The following is a 17931-nucleotide window of genomic DNA, read 5'->3' on the forward strand; positions in this document are numbered from 1 at the left end:
GGTCGATATTTGCAGGCGACTTCTCTATAATCCTCCGACCCCACGTTACAGCAAAGGCTTTTCGTTCCCAGAAACCTTTGTGTTCCGGTAACCTATCCGAGGTGGGTAGGCTTGCTGGTCAATATGGTCGTGTGAGCCTCAACCGTTTACTTAAGCGTTTGGGATTTCACCAACGTGTAACTTAATTTGGGTAAGCTTTTCAATGAAAACTTTTACAGCTAAACCGGAAACCGTAAAACGCGACTGGTACGTTGTTGACGCGACAGACAAAACCCTGGGTCGCCTGGCGACCGAACTGGCTCGTCGTCTGCGTGGTAAGCATAAAGCGGAATATACTCCGCACGTTGATACCGGTGACTACATCATCGTTCTGAACGCTGACAAAGTTGCCGTAACCGGCAACAAACGTAGCGACAAGATTTACTATCACCACACCGGCCACATCGGTGGTATCAAACAGGCGACCTTTGAAGAGATGATTGCTCGCCGTCCTGAGCGTGTGATTGAAATCGCGGTTAAAGGCATGCTGCCGAAGGGCCCGCTGGGCCGTGCTATGTTCCGTAAACTGAAAGTTTACGCGGGCAACGAGCACAACCATGCGGCACAGCAACCGCAAGTTCTGGACATTTAATCGGGATTACAGGCAATGGCTGAAACTCAAAACTACGGCACTGGTCGCCGCAAAAGCTCCTCCGCACGCGTCTTCATCAAGCCGGGTAGCGGTAACATCGTAATCAACCAGCGCTCTCTGGAGCAATATTTCGGTCGTGAGACTGCACGTATGGTCGTGCGTCAGCCGCTGGAACTGCTTGATATGGTTGGTAAATTTGACCTGTACATCACCGTTAAAGGTGGTGGTATTTCTGGTCAGGCAGGTGCGATCCGTCACGGTATCACCCGCGCTCTGATGGAATACGACGAGTCTCTGCGTTCTGAACTGCGTAAAGCGGGCTTCGTTACCCGTGATGCGCGTGAAGTTGAACGTAAGAAAGTCGGTCTGCGTAAAGCACGCCGTCGTCCGCAGTTCTCCAAACGTTAATGGCTTCTGCTTCGGCAGAGACTATTGGCACGAAAAACCCGCTTCGGCGGGTTTTTTATTGCCAGCTTAAAACCACGTCCTGCGGGCGTGGTCATCAATACGTTTTGGCTCTGCCTTATCGTCTCTGGATTTGAATCTTACGGAACAGGCAGAGACTGCTTTTTAAGGTTTTTGGTACCCCCCCATGGGGTGCAATCAAAGCCGCCTTCTATGAAGGCGGATTTTTACTTTTCGTGCTTTCTCTCAATGAGCAGAGAAAAACGCGTACTCTATCCGCTTTTGCCCGCAAATCTTCATCCCGTGCCCCACAAACTGCCTAAAATCTGGTAAACTGACTGACACTTTGTGCCCGTAAGCTGGGGTGTTGCGCGCAAAAATCCTGTCGGGATGGCAGGCAATGCCGGAAACGCTGGCTGCGTGCGAGTCCGTTAGCAGGTGAGTCGCCGTGTGGTTGGCTATTCGCAGTATTTTTTTGAACAAACTTGGAGGTTTACATGGCTGTCGCTGCCAACAAACGTTCGGTAATGACGCTGTTTTCTGGTCCGACTGACATTTTCAGCCATCAGGTTCGTATCGTACTGGCCGAAAAAGGTGTCAGCGTGGAGATCGAGCAGGTGGAAACGGATAACCTGCCGCAGGATCTGATTGACCTCAACCCGTATCGCACCGTGCCGACACTGGTAGATCGTGAACTGACGCTGTATGAATCGCGCATCATCATGGAATACCTTGACGAGCGCTTCCCACACCCGCCACTGATGCCGGTTTACCCGGTGGCCCGTGGTGAAAGCCGCCTGATGATGCACCGTATTGAGCAGGACTGGTACAGCCTGATGCGCACCGTAGAAAACAGCAGCGGTCAGGAAGCGGAAACAGCCCGTAAGCAGTTGCGCGAAGAGATTCTGGCGATTGCGCCGCTGTTTGCCCGTACGCCATTCTTTATGAGCGAAGAGTTCAGCCTGGTGGATTGCTATCTGGCACCCTTGCTGTGGCGCTTACCTTCACTGGGCATTGAACTGACCGGTGCCGGCTCCAAAGAGCTGAAAGGCTATATGAACCGCGTGTTTGAACGTGACTCTTTCCTGGCTTCATTAACCGAAGCAGAACGTGAAATGCGCCTGCAATCCCGGGGCTAATGTATGGAAATGTCTCAACTTACCGCACGTCGTCCTTATCTGCTACGCGCGTTCTACGACTGGCTGCTTGATAACCAACTTACCCCGCATCTGGTGGTGGATATTAATCTGCCGGGGGTACAGGTGCCGCTGGAGTATGCGCGTGATGGACAGATCGTGTTGAATATCGCGCCGCGCGCGGTCGGTAACCTGGATCTGGGCAACGATCAGGTGCGCTTTAATGCCCGTTTCGGTGGCGTGCCGCGCCAGGTGACTGTGCCGATGGCGGCGATCCTGGCTATTTACGCTCGTGAAAACGGCGCAGGCACCATGTTCGAGCCGGAACCGGCTTATGAACGTGCGGAGCTGGAAGAATCTGCGGACCAGGATGAGACGGTCATGTCGGTGATTGATGGCGATCGCCCGGACAATGCCAGCGATGAGGATCACTCGCCGGATGATGAACCCCCGCCGCGTGGCGGACGTCCTTCGCTGCGTGTGGTGAAATAACCTTTCATCACTCTGTCGGCTACAACGCAACCTTCCGTTATCTACAGCGTAACGGAAGGTTTTTTACGCCGACAGCAAGCTGCAGGCCCCGCCGTCAACCACTGCCATATGGCCATAAAAAAACGCCTCTCCCTGACGGGAGAAGCGTTTTCGCGTGCATAAACCGTGACAGATGCGCGGGCTTATACCTCTAAATAATCCATGATGCCTTCAGCCGCTTTACGACCTTCGGCAATAGCGGTAACCACCAGATCCGAACCGCGTACGGCATCGCCGCCAGCGAAAATTTTCGGGTTGCTGGTCTGGAAGGCGATCTCATTGCCTTCCGGCGCAATGATACGTCCCTGCTGATCGAGCTCAACGCTGAAATCGGCCAGCCATTCCATCTTGTGCGGACGGAAACCAAACGCCATCACGACCGCATCCGCAGGCAGCACGTGCTCGGATCCCGGCACGATTTCTGCCCGACGGCGACCTGCCGCATCTGGCTGACCCATTTCGGTGCGCGCCATCTTCACACCACTGACCCGGCCATTGGCATTCAGCTCAATGCCCAGCGGTTGCAGATTGAACTGGAACTCGACACCCTCTTCACGCGCATTTTTCACTTCGCGTCTGGAACCCGGCATGCTCTCTTCATCACGACGGTAGGCACAGGTCACGTGCATCGCGCCCTGACGAATCGAAGTACGTACGCAGTCCATCGCGGTATCGCCACCGCCCAGTACCACGACACGCTTGCCTTCCATGCTGACGTAAGGCTGGTCATCCTGCGGCGCAAAGCCCATGGTATGGCGGGTATTGGCAATCAGGAACGGCAGCGCGTCATAGACACCTGGCGCATCTTCATTTTCCAGGCCGCCACGCATCGATTGATAAGTGCCGACGCCAAGGAACACCGCATCATAGCTGCTCAGCAGGTCGCTCAGCTGCACGTCGCGGCCCACTTCTGTATTCAACTGAAACTCAATGCCCATCTCCGTGAACAGTGCGCGGCGTTTGATCATCACCTCTTTTTCCAGCTTGAAAGAGGGGATACCAAAAGTCAGCAGACCGCCGATTTCCGGATGACGATCGTACACTACCGCTTTGACACCGTTACGCGTCAGCACATCAGCACAGGCGAGGCCCGCCGGACCAGCACCAATAATCGCTACGCGTTTACCGGTCGGTTTCACATGAGAGAGATCGGGCTTCCAGCCCATCTCCATCGCTTTATCGTTGATATAGCGCTCAATGTTACCGATGGTGACCGCGCCGAACTCGGCATTCAGCGTACAGGAGCCTTCACACAGGCGATCCTGCGGGCAGACGCGTCCACACACTTCCGGCAGGCTGTTGGTCTGATGAGAAAGCTCTGCCGCTTCCATAATGCGCCCTTCGTTGGCCAGCTTCAGCCAGTTCGGGATGTAGTTATGGACCGGACACTTCCATTCGCAATAGGGGTTGCCGCAATCCAGACAGCGGTCAGCCTGCGCTTTTACCTGGCTGCCCGAAAAGGGCTCATAAATTTCTACAAACTCAATTTTCCGAATGCTGAGCGGTTTTTTTGGCGGATCAACGCGCTGCAAGTCGATAAATTGATAAACGTTCTGACTCATCGTGACCTCTTACTGCGCCTGCACCCGCAGCTCAGCTGCGGAACGGCTACGGTGACCCAACAATGCTTTGACATCGCTGGACTTCGGTTTAACCAGCGCGAATTTAGCTGACCAGGCTGGCCAGTTAGCCAGGATCTCTTCGCCACGTGATGAGCGGGTATGCTGTACGTGCTCGGTAATCAGTCCACGCAGATGCTCTTCATGGATCGCCAGCTCATCGACATTCAGTACTTCTACCAGTTCCGGGTTAACGCGTTTACGGAATTCGCCATCTTCATCCAGAACATAGGCAAAACCGCCGGTCATCCCTGCACCAAAGTTCACGCCGGTGCGGCCCAGAACGCAGACGATACCGCCTGTCATATATTCGCAGCCGTTATCACCAATGCCTTCTACCACGGTAATCGCACCGGAGTTACGCACCGCGAAGCGCTCGCCCGCGCGGCCTGCGGCAAACAGCTTACCGCCCGTCGCGCCATACAGGCAGGTGTTACCGGCGATGGTCGCTTCATGGCTGCGGAAGGCGGAGCCTACCGGAGGACGAATCGCCAGCACGCCGCCTGCCATTCCTTTACCGACGTAGTCGTTGGCATCGCCGGTCAGCGTCAGTTCAACGCCGCCCGCATTCCAGACGCCGAAGCTCTGGCCCGCGGTGCCGGTGAAGAAGGCGCGGACAGGATCGCCCGCCAGCCCCTGGTCGCCATGAATGGCCGCGATTGCCCCGGAGAGCGTCGCGCCCACTGAACGGTCGGTGTTACGGATGTCAAAGTAGAAGGTTTTGCTCTGCTTCGCTTCGACATACGGCATCGCCTGCTCGTACAGCGCTTTGTTCAGCTCGCCTTTATCAAACGGCGGGTTGTCTTCGGTGCAGTACACCGCTTTACCCGGCATCGGCGTCGCGGTTTTCAGCAGTGATGACAGATCCAGGTTCTGCTGTTTGGCGGTAAAACCGTCAAGCTCTTTCAGCAGATCGGTACGGCCAATCAGGTCGGTCAGGCGCTTCACGCCCAGTTCCGCCATGATTTCACGCGTTTCCCGCGCAATAAATTCAAAGTAGTTGGTTACTTTGAATGGCAGGCCGTGGTAATGGTTCTTACGCAGCTTCTCATCCTGGGTTGCCACGCCGGTTGCACAGTTGTTGAGATGGCAGATTCGCAGGTATTTACAGCCCAGCGCCACCATCGGACCAGTGCCGAAACCAAAGCTCTCCGCGCCCAGAATCGCCGCCTTGATAATATCGCGTCCGGTTTTCAGACCGCCATCCACCTGCAGACGGATTTTGTGACGCAGACCGTTGGCAACCAGCGCCTGCTGGGTCTCCACCAGTCCCAGCTCCCACGGACAGCCCGCATATTTCACGGAGCTGAGCGGGCTGGCGCCTGTACCGCCGTCATAGCCGGCAATGGTAATCAGATCCGCATAGGCCTTGGCAACGCCGGTAGCGATAGTGCCCACGCCTGGCTCAGACACCAGCTTCACGGAAATCATCGCTTTCGGGTTGACCTGCTTCAGGTCAAAAATCAGCTGGGCCAGATCCTCGATAGAGTAGATATCGTGGTGCGGCGGCGGGGAAATCAGCGTGACGCCCGGCACCGAATAGCGCAGTTTCGCGATATAAGGGGTCACTTTATCCCCTGGCAGCTGACCGCCTTCGCCCGGCTTGGCACCCTGAGCCACCTTAATCTGAATCACGTCAGCGTTGACCAGGTAGGCCGGCGTTACGCCGAAACGGCCCGATGCCACCTGCTTGATACGGGACACTTTATTGGTGCCGTAGCGCGCCGGATCTTCGCCGCCCTCGCCGGAGTTGGAGTAGCCGCCGAGGCTGTTCATCGCTTCAGCCAGCGACTCATGCGCTTCCGGACTCAGTGCACCGATAGACATTGCGGCAGTATCAAAGCGTTTGTACAGCTCGCTGGCGGGTTCGACCTCATCAATGCTGACGGGCTGCGTCCCCGGCTGCAGCTCCAGCAAATCACGCAGGGTCGCCACCGGACGCTCATTCACCAGCTTCGCATACTGCTGATAATCGCTGTATGCGCCGCTCTGTACGGCGCGCTGCAGCGTTCCTACCACGTCCGGGTTATAGGCATGATACTCGCCACCGTGGACATATTTCAGCAGGCCGCCCTGATCCAGCGGTTTGCGCTGTAGCCAGGCGCGTTTCGCCAGATTCACCAGATCCTGCTGGAAGTCAGCGAAGTTGGCGCCGCTGATACGGCTGACCACGCCCTGGAAGCAGAGGCTGGAGACGTTGGCATGCAGACCTACCGCTTCAAACAGTTTCGAGCAACGATACGAGGCGATGGTAGAGATGCCCATTTTGGACATGATCTTATACAGGCCTTTGTTGATGCCGTTACGGTAGTTCAGCATCAGTGAGCGATAATCTTTTTCGATCACGTTGCTGTCAGCCATTTTCGCCAGCGACTCGTAGGCCAGGTAAGGATAAATGGCAGTCGCGCCAAAGCCCAGCAGCACGGCAAAGTGGTGGGGATCGCGCGCGCTGGCGGTTTCCACGATGATGTTAGCGTCACAGCGCAGGTTTTTATCAACCAGACGCGTCTGCACCGCACCCACAATCATCGGCGCAGGCACCGGCAGGCGCGTTTCGCTGATGGCGCGGTCAGAGAGCACCAGCAGTACGGTGCCGTTGCGTACCATGTTTTCCGCTTCATCACACAGACGATGAATGGTCTGTTCCAGTGTCTCCTGCGCCGGATCGAAGGTGCAATCCAGCGTATCGGCGCGATAATATTCGCCTTCCAGTGAGGTCAGCTGATTAAAGTCAGACCAGAGCAGGATGGGCGATTTAAAGCTGACGCGGTGCGCCTGACCTTCCGCTTCACAGAAGACGTTCATCTCACGACCTATGCTGGTCGCCAGCGACATCACGTGATTCTCACGCAGCGGATCGATAGGCGGGTTGGTCACCTGAGCAAACTGCTGGCGGAAGTAATCGTAAATGATACGCGGGCGGCTGGAGAGCACGGCAAAGGGGGTGTCGTCACCCATGGAGCCTACTGCTTCCTGCCCGTTTTCGCCCAGCACGCGGATGATGCCATCCAGCTCTTCGCTGCTGTAAGCGAACTGCTTCTGATAAGTTGCCAGCTGGACGTCGTTCAGCTCGCGGCTGCCCACCTGATCGTCCGGCAGATCTTCAAACGGCACCAGACGCTTAACGTTTTTCTCCATCCACTCTTTATAGGGATGGCGGCTTTTCAGATCGTTGTCCGTTTCTGCGGAATGCAGGATACGCCCGATACGGGTATCGATGACCATCAGTTCGCCCGGTCCTACGCGGCCTTTCTCGACCACTTCGTCAGGCTGATAGTCCCAGATGCCTACTTCAGAGGCGCAGGTGATCAGTTTGTCTTTGGTAATCACGTAGCGCGCCGGACGCAGACCATTACGATCAAGGTTACAGGCTGCGTAGCGGCCATCGGACATCACGATGCCTGCCGGGCCATCCCAGGGCTCCATATGCATCGAGTTGAAGTCGAAGAAGGCGCGCAACTCAGGATCCATATCCGGGTTGTTTTGCCAGGCTGGCGGCACCAGCAGACGCATCGCACGGATCAGGTCCATCCCACCGTTCAGAAACAGCTCCAGCATATTATCCATGGAGCTGGAGTCAGAGCCGGTTTCGTTGACAAAGGGACCGGCGCTTTGCAGATCGGGGATCAGCGGCGTATTAAATTTATAGGCACGCGCACGCGCCCACTGACGGTTACCGGCAATGGTATTGATCTCGCCGTTGTGTGCCATATAGCGGAACGGCTGCGCCAGCGGCCAGCGCGGCACGGTATTGGTAGAAAATCGCTGATGGAAAAGACAGATAGCCGATTCCAGACGCAGATCCGCCAGGTCCAGGTAGAAGCGCGGCAGGTCAGCCGGCATACACAGACCTTTATAGATATTGACCTGGTTGGAGAAGCTACAGATGTAGAACTCTTTGTCGTCGGTCAGCTCCATGCGCTTTTCAATGCGGCGACGGGCCATATAGAGACGACGCTCCATATCGCGTGTACGCCAGCCGGCAGGCGCGTTAATAAACAGCTGCTGGATGCGCGGCATGGAGGAGAGGGCGATCTCCCCTAGTACGTCCTGATTCACCGGCACGTCGCGCCAGCCCACCACGGAGAGGGTTTCGCGCAGCACTTCTTCTTCTACCACGCGGCGGCTTGCCTGAGCCTGCTGCTCATCGTTGCTGAGGAAAATCATGCCGACAGCGTAATTCTTCGCTAAGCGCCAGCCTTTCTCTTCGGCCACCACGCGGAAAAAGCGGTCAGGTTTTTGTAATAACAGACCACAGCCGTCGCCGGTCTTGCCGTCAGCAAGGATCGCGCCACGGTGTTGCATTCTGGCCAGTGCATGAATGGCGGTACGCACTACCTTGTGGCTAGGTTCGCCTTCTATATGGGCGATCAGGCCGAAACCACAGTTATCCTTTTCAAGGGATTTGTCATACAACATTTCAGTGAACCTCCCCAGGCTCTGTGGATTCCCGCAAGCGTCGGCGGTCAGGCGCAGAAAGGGTATAGCGACGGGTTAGCGCATCATGCGCGGCATCCATGGTCGCCCCTTGTCTGTTTGGCCGTTGGCGTCGGTGTCACAAGCGTCTTGGACTTGTTACAGGGGGAATCTCTGTTACTGCATAAATATGACGGATGGACCACCCGTCCAGAAAGCTTCCAGCGGAATCCCAACTTATCGGGAAAGCGTACGCAGGTCAAATAGCGTACCTGGTTGTGATTTATTCGCGCCTGGTTGGCTTATATTGTTGTTTATAAAAGATTTTGATCCATATTGGAAGACAATAGACCCGACAGAGCGGGCCACAGAAATGTGAACTGACTCACTGTTGGGCAGCGGCCATATCTCTGAACCATGCTGGCGCCATGGGATTTTGTAGCATGATATGCTGTTTGCTCGTGGTGAGGCGCAGGATGTATCTGTTTTTCTTATATCAGCATATTTGAATCAAATTGCCAGTCTTCATTAGAAAAATTAATCGTGAAAAAACTGATTAAATTTTCAGAAAAGATGCATGAGTATGCGAAAGAAAATGCAAGGCCCTGACCCTGAAGAGAGCCATGGTTCTGATTAGCGTTATATGTAGCGTTAATCGCGCGTTCAGACGGGCTTTCAGATTATGCAGTTGACAAAATTAGTCAAGCGTTTTACCGCCTGGCGTGACGCGTGGCTTACAAGGGCGTCACGCGCGTCGGGCGACGTTGATGCGGCTGCGCTGGCTGACCCGCTGGCAGACGATTTACGTTATGATAGGGACGTTTTTCAGCCAGGAGTCACTATGAAACAAATTCGTCTGTTAGCCCAGTACTACGTCGATTTGATGGTCAAGCTGGGGCTGGTGCGTTTTTCACTGCTGCTGGCATCAGCGCTGGTGGTGCTGGCTATGGTGGTGCAGATGGCCGTCACCATGGTGCTGCGTGGACATGTCGAAAGTATCGACATGGTGCGCTCCATCTTCTTTGGGCTGCTGATTACCCCCTGGGCGGTCTATTTTCTTTCCGTGGTGGTCGATCAACTGGAAGAGTCGCGTCAGCGGCTGGCGCGGCTGGTGGATAAGCTGGAGGAGATGCGCACCCGCGACCTTGAGCTTAATCAACAGATGAAAGAGACCATCAGTCAGCTCAACCAGGAGATTGCCGACCGTATTAAAGCGGAAGACGCGCGCAAACAGGTGATGGACAAGCTGCGTGAAGAGATGGCGCGCCGCGAACAGGCGCAGATCGAGCTGGAACAGCAATCTTCATTTCTGCGCTCCTTCCTTGATGCTTCACCGGACCTGGTTTTTTATCGCAATATCGACAAGCAATTCTCTGGCTGCAATCGCGCCATGGAGTTGCTCACCGGGAAAAGCGAGAAACAGCTGATTGGCCTGACGCCGCGCGATATCTATGACGACGAGACGGCGAGCAAAGTGCTGGAAACAGACGAAAAAGTTTTTCGCCACAACGTGGCGCTCACTTACGAGCAGTGGCTGCAATATCCTGACGGGCGTAAGGCCTGTTTCGAAATCCGTAAGGTGCCTTATTACGACCGCGTAGGTAAACGCAGCGGACTGATGGGCTTTGGCCGTGATATTACTGAACGTAAGCGCTATCAGGACGCGCTGGAGAATGCCAGCCGCGAGAAGACCACCTTTATCTCAACGATCAGCCACGAGCTGCGTACGCCGCTTAATGGCATCGTTGGCCTCAGCCGTATCCTGCTGGATACCGATCTGAATCAGGAGCAGCTGAAGTTCCTGAAAACGATTCATGTCTCCGCCATCACGCTGGGAAATATCTTTAATGACGTGATTGAGATGGACAAAATAGAGCGACGTAAGGTGCAGCTGGATAATCAGCCGCTCGACTTTGTCAGCTTCCTGGCTGAACTGGAAAATATCTCCGCGCTGCTGGCACAGCCAAAAGGGTTGAAGTTTGTGATGTCGCCACAGCTGCCGCTGCCTCACAAAATCTGTGCCGATGGCACCCGTCTGCGTCAGATCCTGTGGAACCTGATCGGCAATGCCGTGAAATTTACCCAGCAGGGCGAAATTGTGGTACGCGTCGCCTGGGAGCAGGATGAAACGCTGCGCTTTGAGGTGGAAGATTCCGGCATGGGCATCCCCCAGGATGAGCAGGATAAAATCTTTGCCATGTACTACCAGGTGAAAGATCAGCACGGCGGCAAACCGGCAACCGGCACCGGCATCGGCCTGGCCGTATCGCGCAGACTGGCGCAGGCGATGGGCGGCGATATTACCGTGCAGAGTGCGCCGGGCCAGGGTTCCTGCTTTACCGTGCTGATTAAAGCGCCTTGCCTGGCGGACGAGAGCGAGGATGAAGATCAGGAGGATCCGATGCCGTTGCCGGCGCTGCATGTGCTGCTGGTGGAAGATATTGAGCTAAATGTGATTGTTGCCCGTTCGGTGCTGGAGAAACTGGGCTGCAGCGTCGAGGTAGCGATGAACGGCACCGATGCTCTGGCGATGTTTGATCCACGCGAATTTGATCTGGTGCTGCTGGATATTCAGCTGCCGGATATGACCGGTCTGGATGTCTCACGCGCCATTCATCAGCGTCATCAGGGGGAAATGTTGCCGCCGCTGGTGGCGCTCACCGCCAACGTGCTGCGGGATAAAAAAGAGTATCTGGATGCAGGCATGGATGATGTGCTGAGTAAGCCGCTGGCAGTGCCGGCACTGACCGCCATGATCAAAAAATACTGGGATTATCAGGCGCAGCCGGAAGAGAGCGAGAGTGTGTCGCTACTGGATGAAAACCAGCTGTCGCTACTCGATTTGCCGATGCTGGAACAATACCTTGAACTGGTAGGGCCGGAACTGATCCATCAGAGCCTGGCGATGTTTGAGCAAATGATGCCTGCCTACCTGGAGGTGCTGGACTCGAACATGATGGCGCGCGACCAGAAAGGGATTGCCGAAGAGGGGCATAAAATCAAAGGTGCAGCAGGCTCGGTGGGGTTACAGCATTTGCAGCAGCTGGCGAAACAGATTCAAAGCCCGGAACTGCCGGCATGGTGGGATAACGTACAGGAGTGGATCGACGAGCTGAAGCAGGACTGGCGTCATGATGTCGAGGTATTGCGTGACTGGGTAAAAGAAGCGGAAAAATCGCGCGGAGCAGAAAAAAAATGACCCCAGTCGAAACCGGGGTGCGCGAATACTGCGCCAACACCAGGGAAAAAGGTTGCTGTTGCTATTCTCGAAGAGTTATATCGCGAGCAGCAGCATGGTATTGGTTAACGCTTACATAACATCTTAGCAAATCGCACTTTTGTTGTGTCAAGATTCATTAAGATGTGTGATGTTGAGCAGCGTTTAAATACAGAAAACATTAATTTGATGATACAGTCAAGTAAGGAATCACATTATGTGTTGCGTTGCTCTTTTTTTATCCAATTATAGCTGTTTTTTCTCCATATTGACCTGGTTGCGCAACTTTTCATCATCAGAGTGCCGATAAAATCGCGTGACCGCAAAAACTCCGGCCTTTTTTTGCTTTAAGTTAATGAAAATAAAACAATAAACAGGCGTCAGGGCGGGTGTATCCAAAACGTTTTGGAAAGCAGCTGTAAATTTTTTTTTACTGCGTTTTTAACAATCGATCTTGCAAATTCATCCGCTTTTTTTTGTTTAATCACACCGCGATGCCAGTAAAGCATGGCGTACAAAATTGCATAAACTGCAGGTTAAGATGAATCGTCATTAAGCCATACTGAGGTTACTTCGAATACATTGTTAAGCCAGGCGAATGATTTAATCATGGGCTTATCACAAATAGTTAAGTATTTAGCTTAAAATGTATTTTTCTGCTCAAGGCAATGGAACCGGTTCCTAAACTGCGGAAGTCTTTGATGTGGTAAGCAGATTTACTGTTCCTGTGTGAAAATGTATTAGTTACTAACTAATGATTGATGAATTAATCATCATGACTTTGCCTGACTCAGGCAAAAATGGCGCGGTCACAGAGAGCAATTGATTAATGCATGAAACGGGTAAGAGATAATTGTATGAGTAAGCGTAAAGGGAGTCCCTGGCTACGTATCAGACGCATTGTCGCACGGCTGCTGCTGGCGCTGGTGGGGATATGGGCGCTGGGCATTGTATTGTTTGCCTTTTTACCCGTACCTTTTTCCAGCGTCATGGTGGAAAGACAACTTAACGCATGGCTGAGTGGCCGTTTTGAGTATGTCGCCCACTCAGACTGGGTGAGCATGGAGGAGATTTCTCCCTGGATGGCGCTGGCGGTGATTGCCTCTGAAGATCAAACCTTTCCTCAGCACTGGGGATTTGACCTTGCAGCTATTGAGTCTGTGCTGGGGAACAGTGACGGGGAACGGATGCGCGGGGCCTCTACGCTTTCGCAGCAGACGGCGAAAAACCTGTTTCTCTGGAATGGCCGCAGCTGGGTGCGGAAAGGACTGGAGGCGGGCTTAACGCTGGGAATCGAAACGGTCTGGACCAAACGGCGTATCCTGACGGTTTATCTGAATATCGCCGAGTTCGGCGACGGCATTTTTGGCGTCGAAGCGGCAGCGCAGCGCTATTTTCACAAGTCCGCCCGTCAGCTTACTATAGCGGATGCGGCGTTACTGGCGGCAGTGCTGCCGAATCCCATCCGTTTTCACGCAGATGCCCCGTCAGGCTATATTCGCCAGCGTCAGCAGTGGATTATGCGTCAGATGCGTCAGATTGGCGGTGAAGGTTACCTGACGCGACATAAGCTGCATCAGAACTGAAAAACGCATGGGTTGCTGGCTCGGCCAGCTGCAGAGGGCTACTCTTCGTCAAAGCCCGCTTCAAACAGCTCGATGACCGCCGCCAGGGCTTCTGCCTCTTGCGGCCCACTGGCTTCAATTTCGATGTGGCCTCCCTGCGCGGAGTCGAGCATCAACAGGGCAATCACGCTGCTGGCCTCCGCCTCGGTGCCCGCTTCATTACGCAGCAGGACTTCTGCATCAAAGCTTTGCACCAGCTCAAACAGCTTCATCGCCGGGCGGGCGTGCATGCCCAGCTTGTTTTTAATCTCAACAGTCTGCCTGACGGTCATGTTTTGCGTTTTTCCAGCGTACGGTGGCGGGACTGTACATTTTTACCGCGCGAACGGAAATAGTCGGCCAGCTGCTCGGCAATATACACCGAGCGATGCTTACCGCCGGTACAGCCGATGGCAACAGTGAGGTAGCTGCGGTTATTGGTTTCCAGCATGGGCAGCCAGAGTTCCAGATAGCTGCGCGTCTGATAAATGAAATTATGCACCTCGGTATGACGATCGAGGAAGGCGGCAACCGGGCGATCGAGACCGGTCATCGGTCGCAATTTCGGATCCCAGTGCGGGTTCGGCAGAAAACGGACGTCAAAGACATAGTCGGCATCAATCGGAATACCATGCTTGAAGCCAAAAGATTCAAACACCATGGTGAGTTCCCGTTCCCGTTTGCCCAGCAGACGGGTACGCAGCATCTCTGCCAGTTCATGGACTGACATCTCCGAAGTATCAATGATCAAATCGGCACGGGAGCGTAGCGGCTCCAGCAACGTATTCTCTTCATCGATGGCGCTCTCCAGCGAGAGGTTCTTACTGGACAGCGGATGTAAGCGGCGCGTGTCGCTGTAACGGCGAATTAACGTATTACGATCGGCATCAAGAAACAGTAGCTGCGGAGAGAACGCCCCGGGCAGATTATTCAGGGCATTTTCAAAAATCTCCGGGGATTCCGGCATATTACGCACATCAATGCTGACGGCGGCAGAGATGTTACGTTCAACTAAGGAGTTAGCCAGTTCCGGCAGTAGCACCACTGGCAGGTTATCGACGCAATAAAACCCCATATCCTCCAGCGCGCGCAGCGCGACTGATTTTCCTGAGCCTGAACGACCGCTAACGATCATCAGCACCATCTCATCTTCCCCCGTTTAAACCGACAGCAACGTCGGTAAAAGTGCCATGCGCTTAAGGTTGTTCTTCCTGAGTTCCGGTAATGATGGCGTAAAGCTCCTCATTACTTTGAGCAGTGCGCAGGCGGCGACAAATTGTTTTATCCGCCAGACGCTTCGCCACCAGCGACAAGGTATGCAGGTGGGTTTTACATTGATCCGCAGGCACCAGCAGGGCGAACAGCAGATCTACCGGCTGATTATCTACCGCATCAAAGGCGATAGGCTGGTCGAGGCTGATAAAGACGCCGACAGCGCGCAACGTATCCGCCTCCAGCTTGCCATGGGGGATGGCGATACCGCTACCAATACCGGTACTGCCCATCCGCTCACGGGTCAGGATGGCTTCAAAGATTGTCTGGTGAGGCAGATTGAGCTCTCTGGCTGCCAGTTCGCTGATAATTTCCAGCGCGCGTTTTTTACTCTGGCAGTGTACGCCGCTACGCGTGCAGTCTGGCGTAAGTACTGTGCTCAATTCCAGTGTCAGATCATTGTTCATATCGATTCACTTGCATGTTCACCGGGCCGCGAGGATCTTCCACTTTACGCGCTTTATAGCAGGAAAAGCAAAGACCTGTTGGCGCTTGCACAGATGGCAAAACGGGGCGATTGCGACGCCCCATCCTGTTATCCAGAGGCATAACTTCGGCTGGCCTCTGTGCAAGCGTGAAGGTTAGTGTTGTTTCAGTTTGTCTTTATGCCGGGTCAACTGACGGGAGAGCTTATCGATCAACACGTCAATGGCGGCATACATATCTTCCGCTTCCGAGGTGGCGTGCAGCTCGCCGCCGTTGACATGAAGGGTAGCCTCCGCTACCTGCATGACCCTTTCCACCTTCAGAACAATATAAACCTGATTTATCCGATCAAAATATTGTTCCAGTTTGGCAAATTTATTAGTGACGAAATCACGCAGTGGCTCTGTGATTTCAACGCGTTGCCCAGTGATATTTAGCTGCATAGGTCTTCCTTCTCAGTTCTGTCAAACCAACTGTTTACGCTGGTTCGATGGCGGGATAGATAAAGACTCGCGATATTTGGCGACGGTACGTCGTGCCACCATAATCCCTTGTTCAGATAACATGGAGGTCAGTTTGCTGTCGCTCAAGGGCTTAGCGGGATTCTCCGCTGAGATGAGCTTCTTCACCAGCGCGCGAATGGCCGTCGACGAGGCTTCGCCACCGCTTTCGGTATTCACATGACTGGAGAAAAAATATTTCAGTTCAAAAATGCCGCGCGGGCTGTGTAAGTACTTCTGGGTGGTGACGCGTGAGATGGTCGATTCGTGCATATCTACCGCCTGAGCGATATCAGCCAGCACCATCGGGCGCATATACTCTTCGCCCTGCTCAAAAAAGGCCTGTTGCTGTTCAACAATACAGCGGGTCACCTTCAGCAACGTCTCATTGCGGCTCTCCAGACTTTTGATCAGCCATTTGGCTTCCTGCAGATTACTGCGAATAAACTGGCTGTCGCTGTCGTTGCGCGCTGTTCCGCCCATCGCCGCATAGTGCTGGTTGATGCGCAGACGCGGCAAGCTGTCGGCATTCAGTTCCACCGTCCAGCGCGTGCCGATTTTGCGTACCAGCACATCGGGAATAACATATTCCGGCTCACTGGTGTTAATCGACTGACCCGGACGGGGATCCAGCGACTGGATCAGCATCATGGCATTTTTCAATACTTCTTCCTTGAGCCGAGTGACGCGCATCAGGCTGCGGAAATCGTGATTTGCCAGCAGATCAAGATGCTCACTGACGATCAGGCGCGCCTCAGTCAGCATCGGCATCCCGGCCGGATATTGCGACAACTGCACTAACAGGCAATCGCGCAGATCGCGCGCGCCTACGCCAATTGGGTCGAAACGCTGAATACGCTTCAGCACCGCTTCCACTTCTTCCAGCGTCAGCTCTTCGTTACCAATGCTGTCACGAATCTCTTCAAGCGAGACCGTCAGGTAGCCGGTATCGTCAATGGCATCGACAATAGAGGTGGCGATCGCCCGATCGGTATCGGTAAAGGGCGTCAGTTCCACCTGCCACATCAGGTAATCCTGCAGTGTCTGCGTTGTCTCCCCCTGATAGATCGGCAGTTCGTCATCCTGGTAATCGGTCCCGGTACCGGAAGGGGTCCCGGCGGTATAAATCTCATCCCAGGTGGCATCTAAGGGCAGCTCTTCCGGCATATCCTTCTGCTCCAGCGCTTCCCGGGTGTCCAGCGCTTCATTCTCCTGATATTCCTGGGTATCGACTTCGTCGTGAAGTTCTGCCTGTTCAAGTAGCGGATTGCTTTCCAGCGCCAGTTGAAGTTCCTGCTGAAGTTCAAGCGTGGAAAGTTGCAACAAGCGAATCGCTTGCTGCAACTGTGGGGTCATCGCCAGCTGTTGGCTGAGCCTGAGTTGCAAACCTTGCTTCATAATCAGGATAGCATTTCCTAAGCAAACTTCGTGAGTAACGACACCTTATCAGAGTCTGAACTCTTCGCCCAAATAAACGCGCTTAACTTGTTCATTGACAAGTATTTCGTCAGGGGAGCCGTGCGCAATCAGACGGCCCTGGCTGACGATATAAGCGCGTTCACATACTGCGAGGGTTTCACGTACGTTATGGTCGGTGATCAGCACGCCCAGACCGCTGTCGCGCAGGTGCTCGATGATTTTTTTGATGTCGATTACCGAAATGGGATCCACGCCGGCAAAAGGTTCATCCAGCAGAATAAACTTGGGATTGGCGGCCAGCGCGCGCGCAATCTCGACGCGGCGTCGTTCGCCGCCGGAAAGCGCCTGACCCATGCTGTCACGCAGATGCTCGATATGAAACTCTTCCATCAGCTCTTTGGCGCGATCCTGACGCTGCTCTTCGCTCAGGTCGTCACGCACCTGCAGCACCGCCATCAGGTTGTCATAGACGCTCAGGCGGCGGAAAATCGAAGCTTCCTGCGGCAGATAGCCGATACCGCGGCGCGCGCGCGCATGCAGCGGCAGAATGCTGATATCATCGTTATCGATCACAATGCGACCCGCATCACGCGGCACGATGCCCACTACCATATAGAAAGTGGTGGTTTTACCGGCACCGTTGGGACCCAGCAGGCCAACGATTTCGCCGGAGCTCACCTGCAGGCTAACATCCTCTACTACGCGACGGCCTTTATACGCCTTCGCCAGATTTTCTGCGATTAGTGTGGCCATAG

Annotated in this window: 14 protein-coding genes; 6 read left to right on the top strand and 8 right to left on the bottom strand. The window is 54.3% G+C overall.

Annotated features, from left to right (window positions below):
* Positions 1 to 202: 202 nt before the first annotated feature.
* The 4 genes from rplM to sspB all read left to right on the top strand — a co-directional run bounded on the left by rplM (position 203) and on the right by sspB (position 2664).
* Positions 203 to 631, top strand: coding sequence for a 50S ribosomal protein L13 (gene rplM, locus E0E17_RS09065; protein WP_130833584.1), 429 nt, complete (start codon positions 203 to 205; stop codon positions 629 to 631).
* 15 nt (positions 632 to 646) lie between these two features.
* Complete coding sequence (rpsI, locus tag E0E17_RS09070; protein ID WP_130833586.1) at positions 647 to 1039, top strand: 30S ribosomal protein S9; 393 nt, start codon at positions 647 to 649, stop codon at positions 1037 to 1039.
* Between the two features lie 494 nt (positions 1040 to 1533).
* Positions 1534 to 2175 carry a stringent starvation protein SspA gene (sspA, locus tag E0E17_RS09075; protein WP_130833588.1) on the top strand — a complete coding sequence of 214 codons (642 nt, stop codon included), beginning with the start codon at positions 1534 to 1536 and terminating at the stop codon, positions 2173 to 2175.
* A 3-nt stretch (positions 2176 to 2178) separates the two neighbouring features.
* Positions 2179 to 2664 (top strand): ClpXP protease specificity-enhancing factor, encoded by a 486-nt coding sequence (gene sspB / locus E0E17_RS09080; RefSeq protein ID WP_130833590.1) that lies wholly within the window; start codon positions 2179 to 2181, stop codon positions 2662 to 2664.
* A gap of 182 nt (positions 2665 to 2846) precedes the next feature.
* On the opposite strand, the gene E0E17_RS09085 is transcribed toward sspB, so the two are convergent.
* Positions 2847 to 4265, bottom strand: a complete 1419-nt coding sequence (locus E0E17_RS09085) for a glutamate synthase small subunit (protein WP_130833592.1) — start codon at positions 4263 to 4265, stop codon at positions 2847 to 2849.
* Positions 4266 to 4274: 9 nt separating this feature from the next.
* The gene (gene gltB, locus E0E17_RS09090; RefSeq protein ID WP_130833594.1) at positions 4275 to 8741 is read right to left on the bottom strand and encodes a glutamate synthase large subunit; all 4467 of its coding nucleotides are present in this window, start codon (positions 8739 to 8741) and stop codon (positions 4275 to 4277) included.
* An 838-nt stretch (positions 8742 to 9579) separates the two neighbouring features.
* Here gltB and arcB point away from each other — a divergent pair.
* Together arcB and mtgA are read left to right on the top strand one after the other, a co-directional pair.
* Positions 9580 to 11937: an aerobic respiration two-component sensor histidine kinase ArcB gene (arcB, locus tag E0E17_RS09095; protein WP_130833597.1), complete on the top strand. Its 2358-nt coding sequence runs from the start codon at positions 9580 to 9582 to the stop codon at positions 11935 to 11937.
* A gap of 875 nt (positions 11938 to 12812) precedes the next feature.
* Positions 12813 to 13541, top strand: a complete 729-nt coding sequence (gene mtgA / locus E0E17_RS09100) for a monofunctional biosynthetic peptidoglycan transglycosylase (protein WP_130833599.1) — start codon at positions 12813 to 12815, stop codon at positions 13539 to 13541.
* 38 nt (positions 13542 to 13579) lie between these two features.
* Here the strand turns inward: mtgA and npr are convergent, their stop codons facing one another.
* The 6 genes from npr to lptB form a co-directional block, all read right to left on the bottom strand.
* The gene (gene npr / locus E0E17_RS09105; RefSeq protein ID WP_130833601.1) at positions 13580 to 13852 is read right to left on the bottom strand and encodes a PTS phosphocarrier protein NPr; all 273 of its coding nucleotides are present in this window, start codon (positions 13850 to 13852) and stop codon (positions 13580 to 13582) included.
* Positions 13849 to 14703, bottom strand: coding sequence for an RNase adapter RapZ (rapZ, locus tag E0E17_RS09110; RefSeq protein WP_130833603.1), 855 nt, complete (start codon positions 14701 to 14703; stop codon positions 13849 to 13851). Before rapZ ends, npr begins: the two co-directional genes overlap by 4 nt.
* 52 nt (positions 14704 to 14755) lie before the next feature.
* Entirely contained in the window at positions 14756 to 15238 is a 483-nt protein-coding gene (ptsN, locus tag E0E17_RS09115; protein WP_130833605.1) for a PTS IIA-like nitrogen regulatory protein PtsN, read from the bottom strand.
* 174 nt (positions 15239 to 15412) lie between these two features.
* Complete coding sequence (gene hpf / locus E0E17_RS09120; protein WP_130833607.1) at positions 15413 to 15700, bottom strand: ribosome hibernation promoting factor; 288 nt, start codon at positions 15698 to 15700, stop codon at positions 15413 to 15415.
* Between the two features lie 21 nt (positions 15701 to 15721).
* Entirely contained in the window at positions 15722 to 17155 is a 1434-nt protein-coding gene (gene rpoN, locus E0E17_RS09125) for an RNA polymerase factor sigma-54 (RefSeq protein ID WP_130833609.1), read from the bottom strand.
* Positions 17156 to 17203: 48 nt separating this feature from the next.
* Positions 17204 to 17929 (bottom strand): LPS export ABC transporter ATP-binding protein, encoded by a 726-nt coding sequence (gene lptB, locus E0E17_RS09130; protein WP_130833611.1) that lies wholly within the window; start codon positions 17927 to 17929, stop codon positions 17204 to 17206.
* Between the last annotated feature and the right edge of the window lie 2 nt (positions 17930 to 17931).

This window comes from [Erwinia] mediterraneensis (genome assembly GCF_900604315.1).
GTDB classification, from domain to species: domain Bacteria; phylum Pseudomonadota; class Gammaproteobacteria; order Enterobacterales; family Enterobacteriaceae; genus Pantoea; species Pantoea mediterraneensis_A.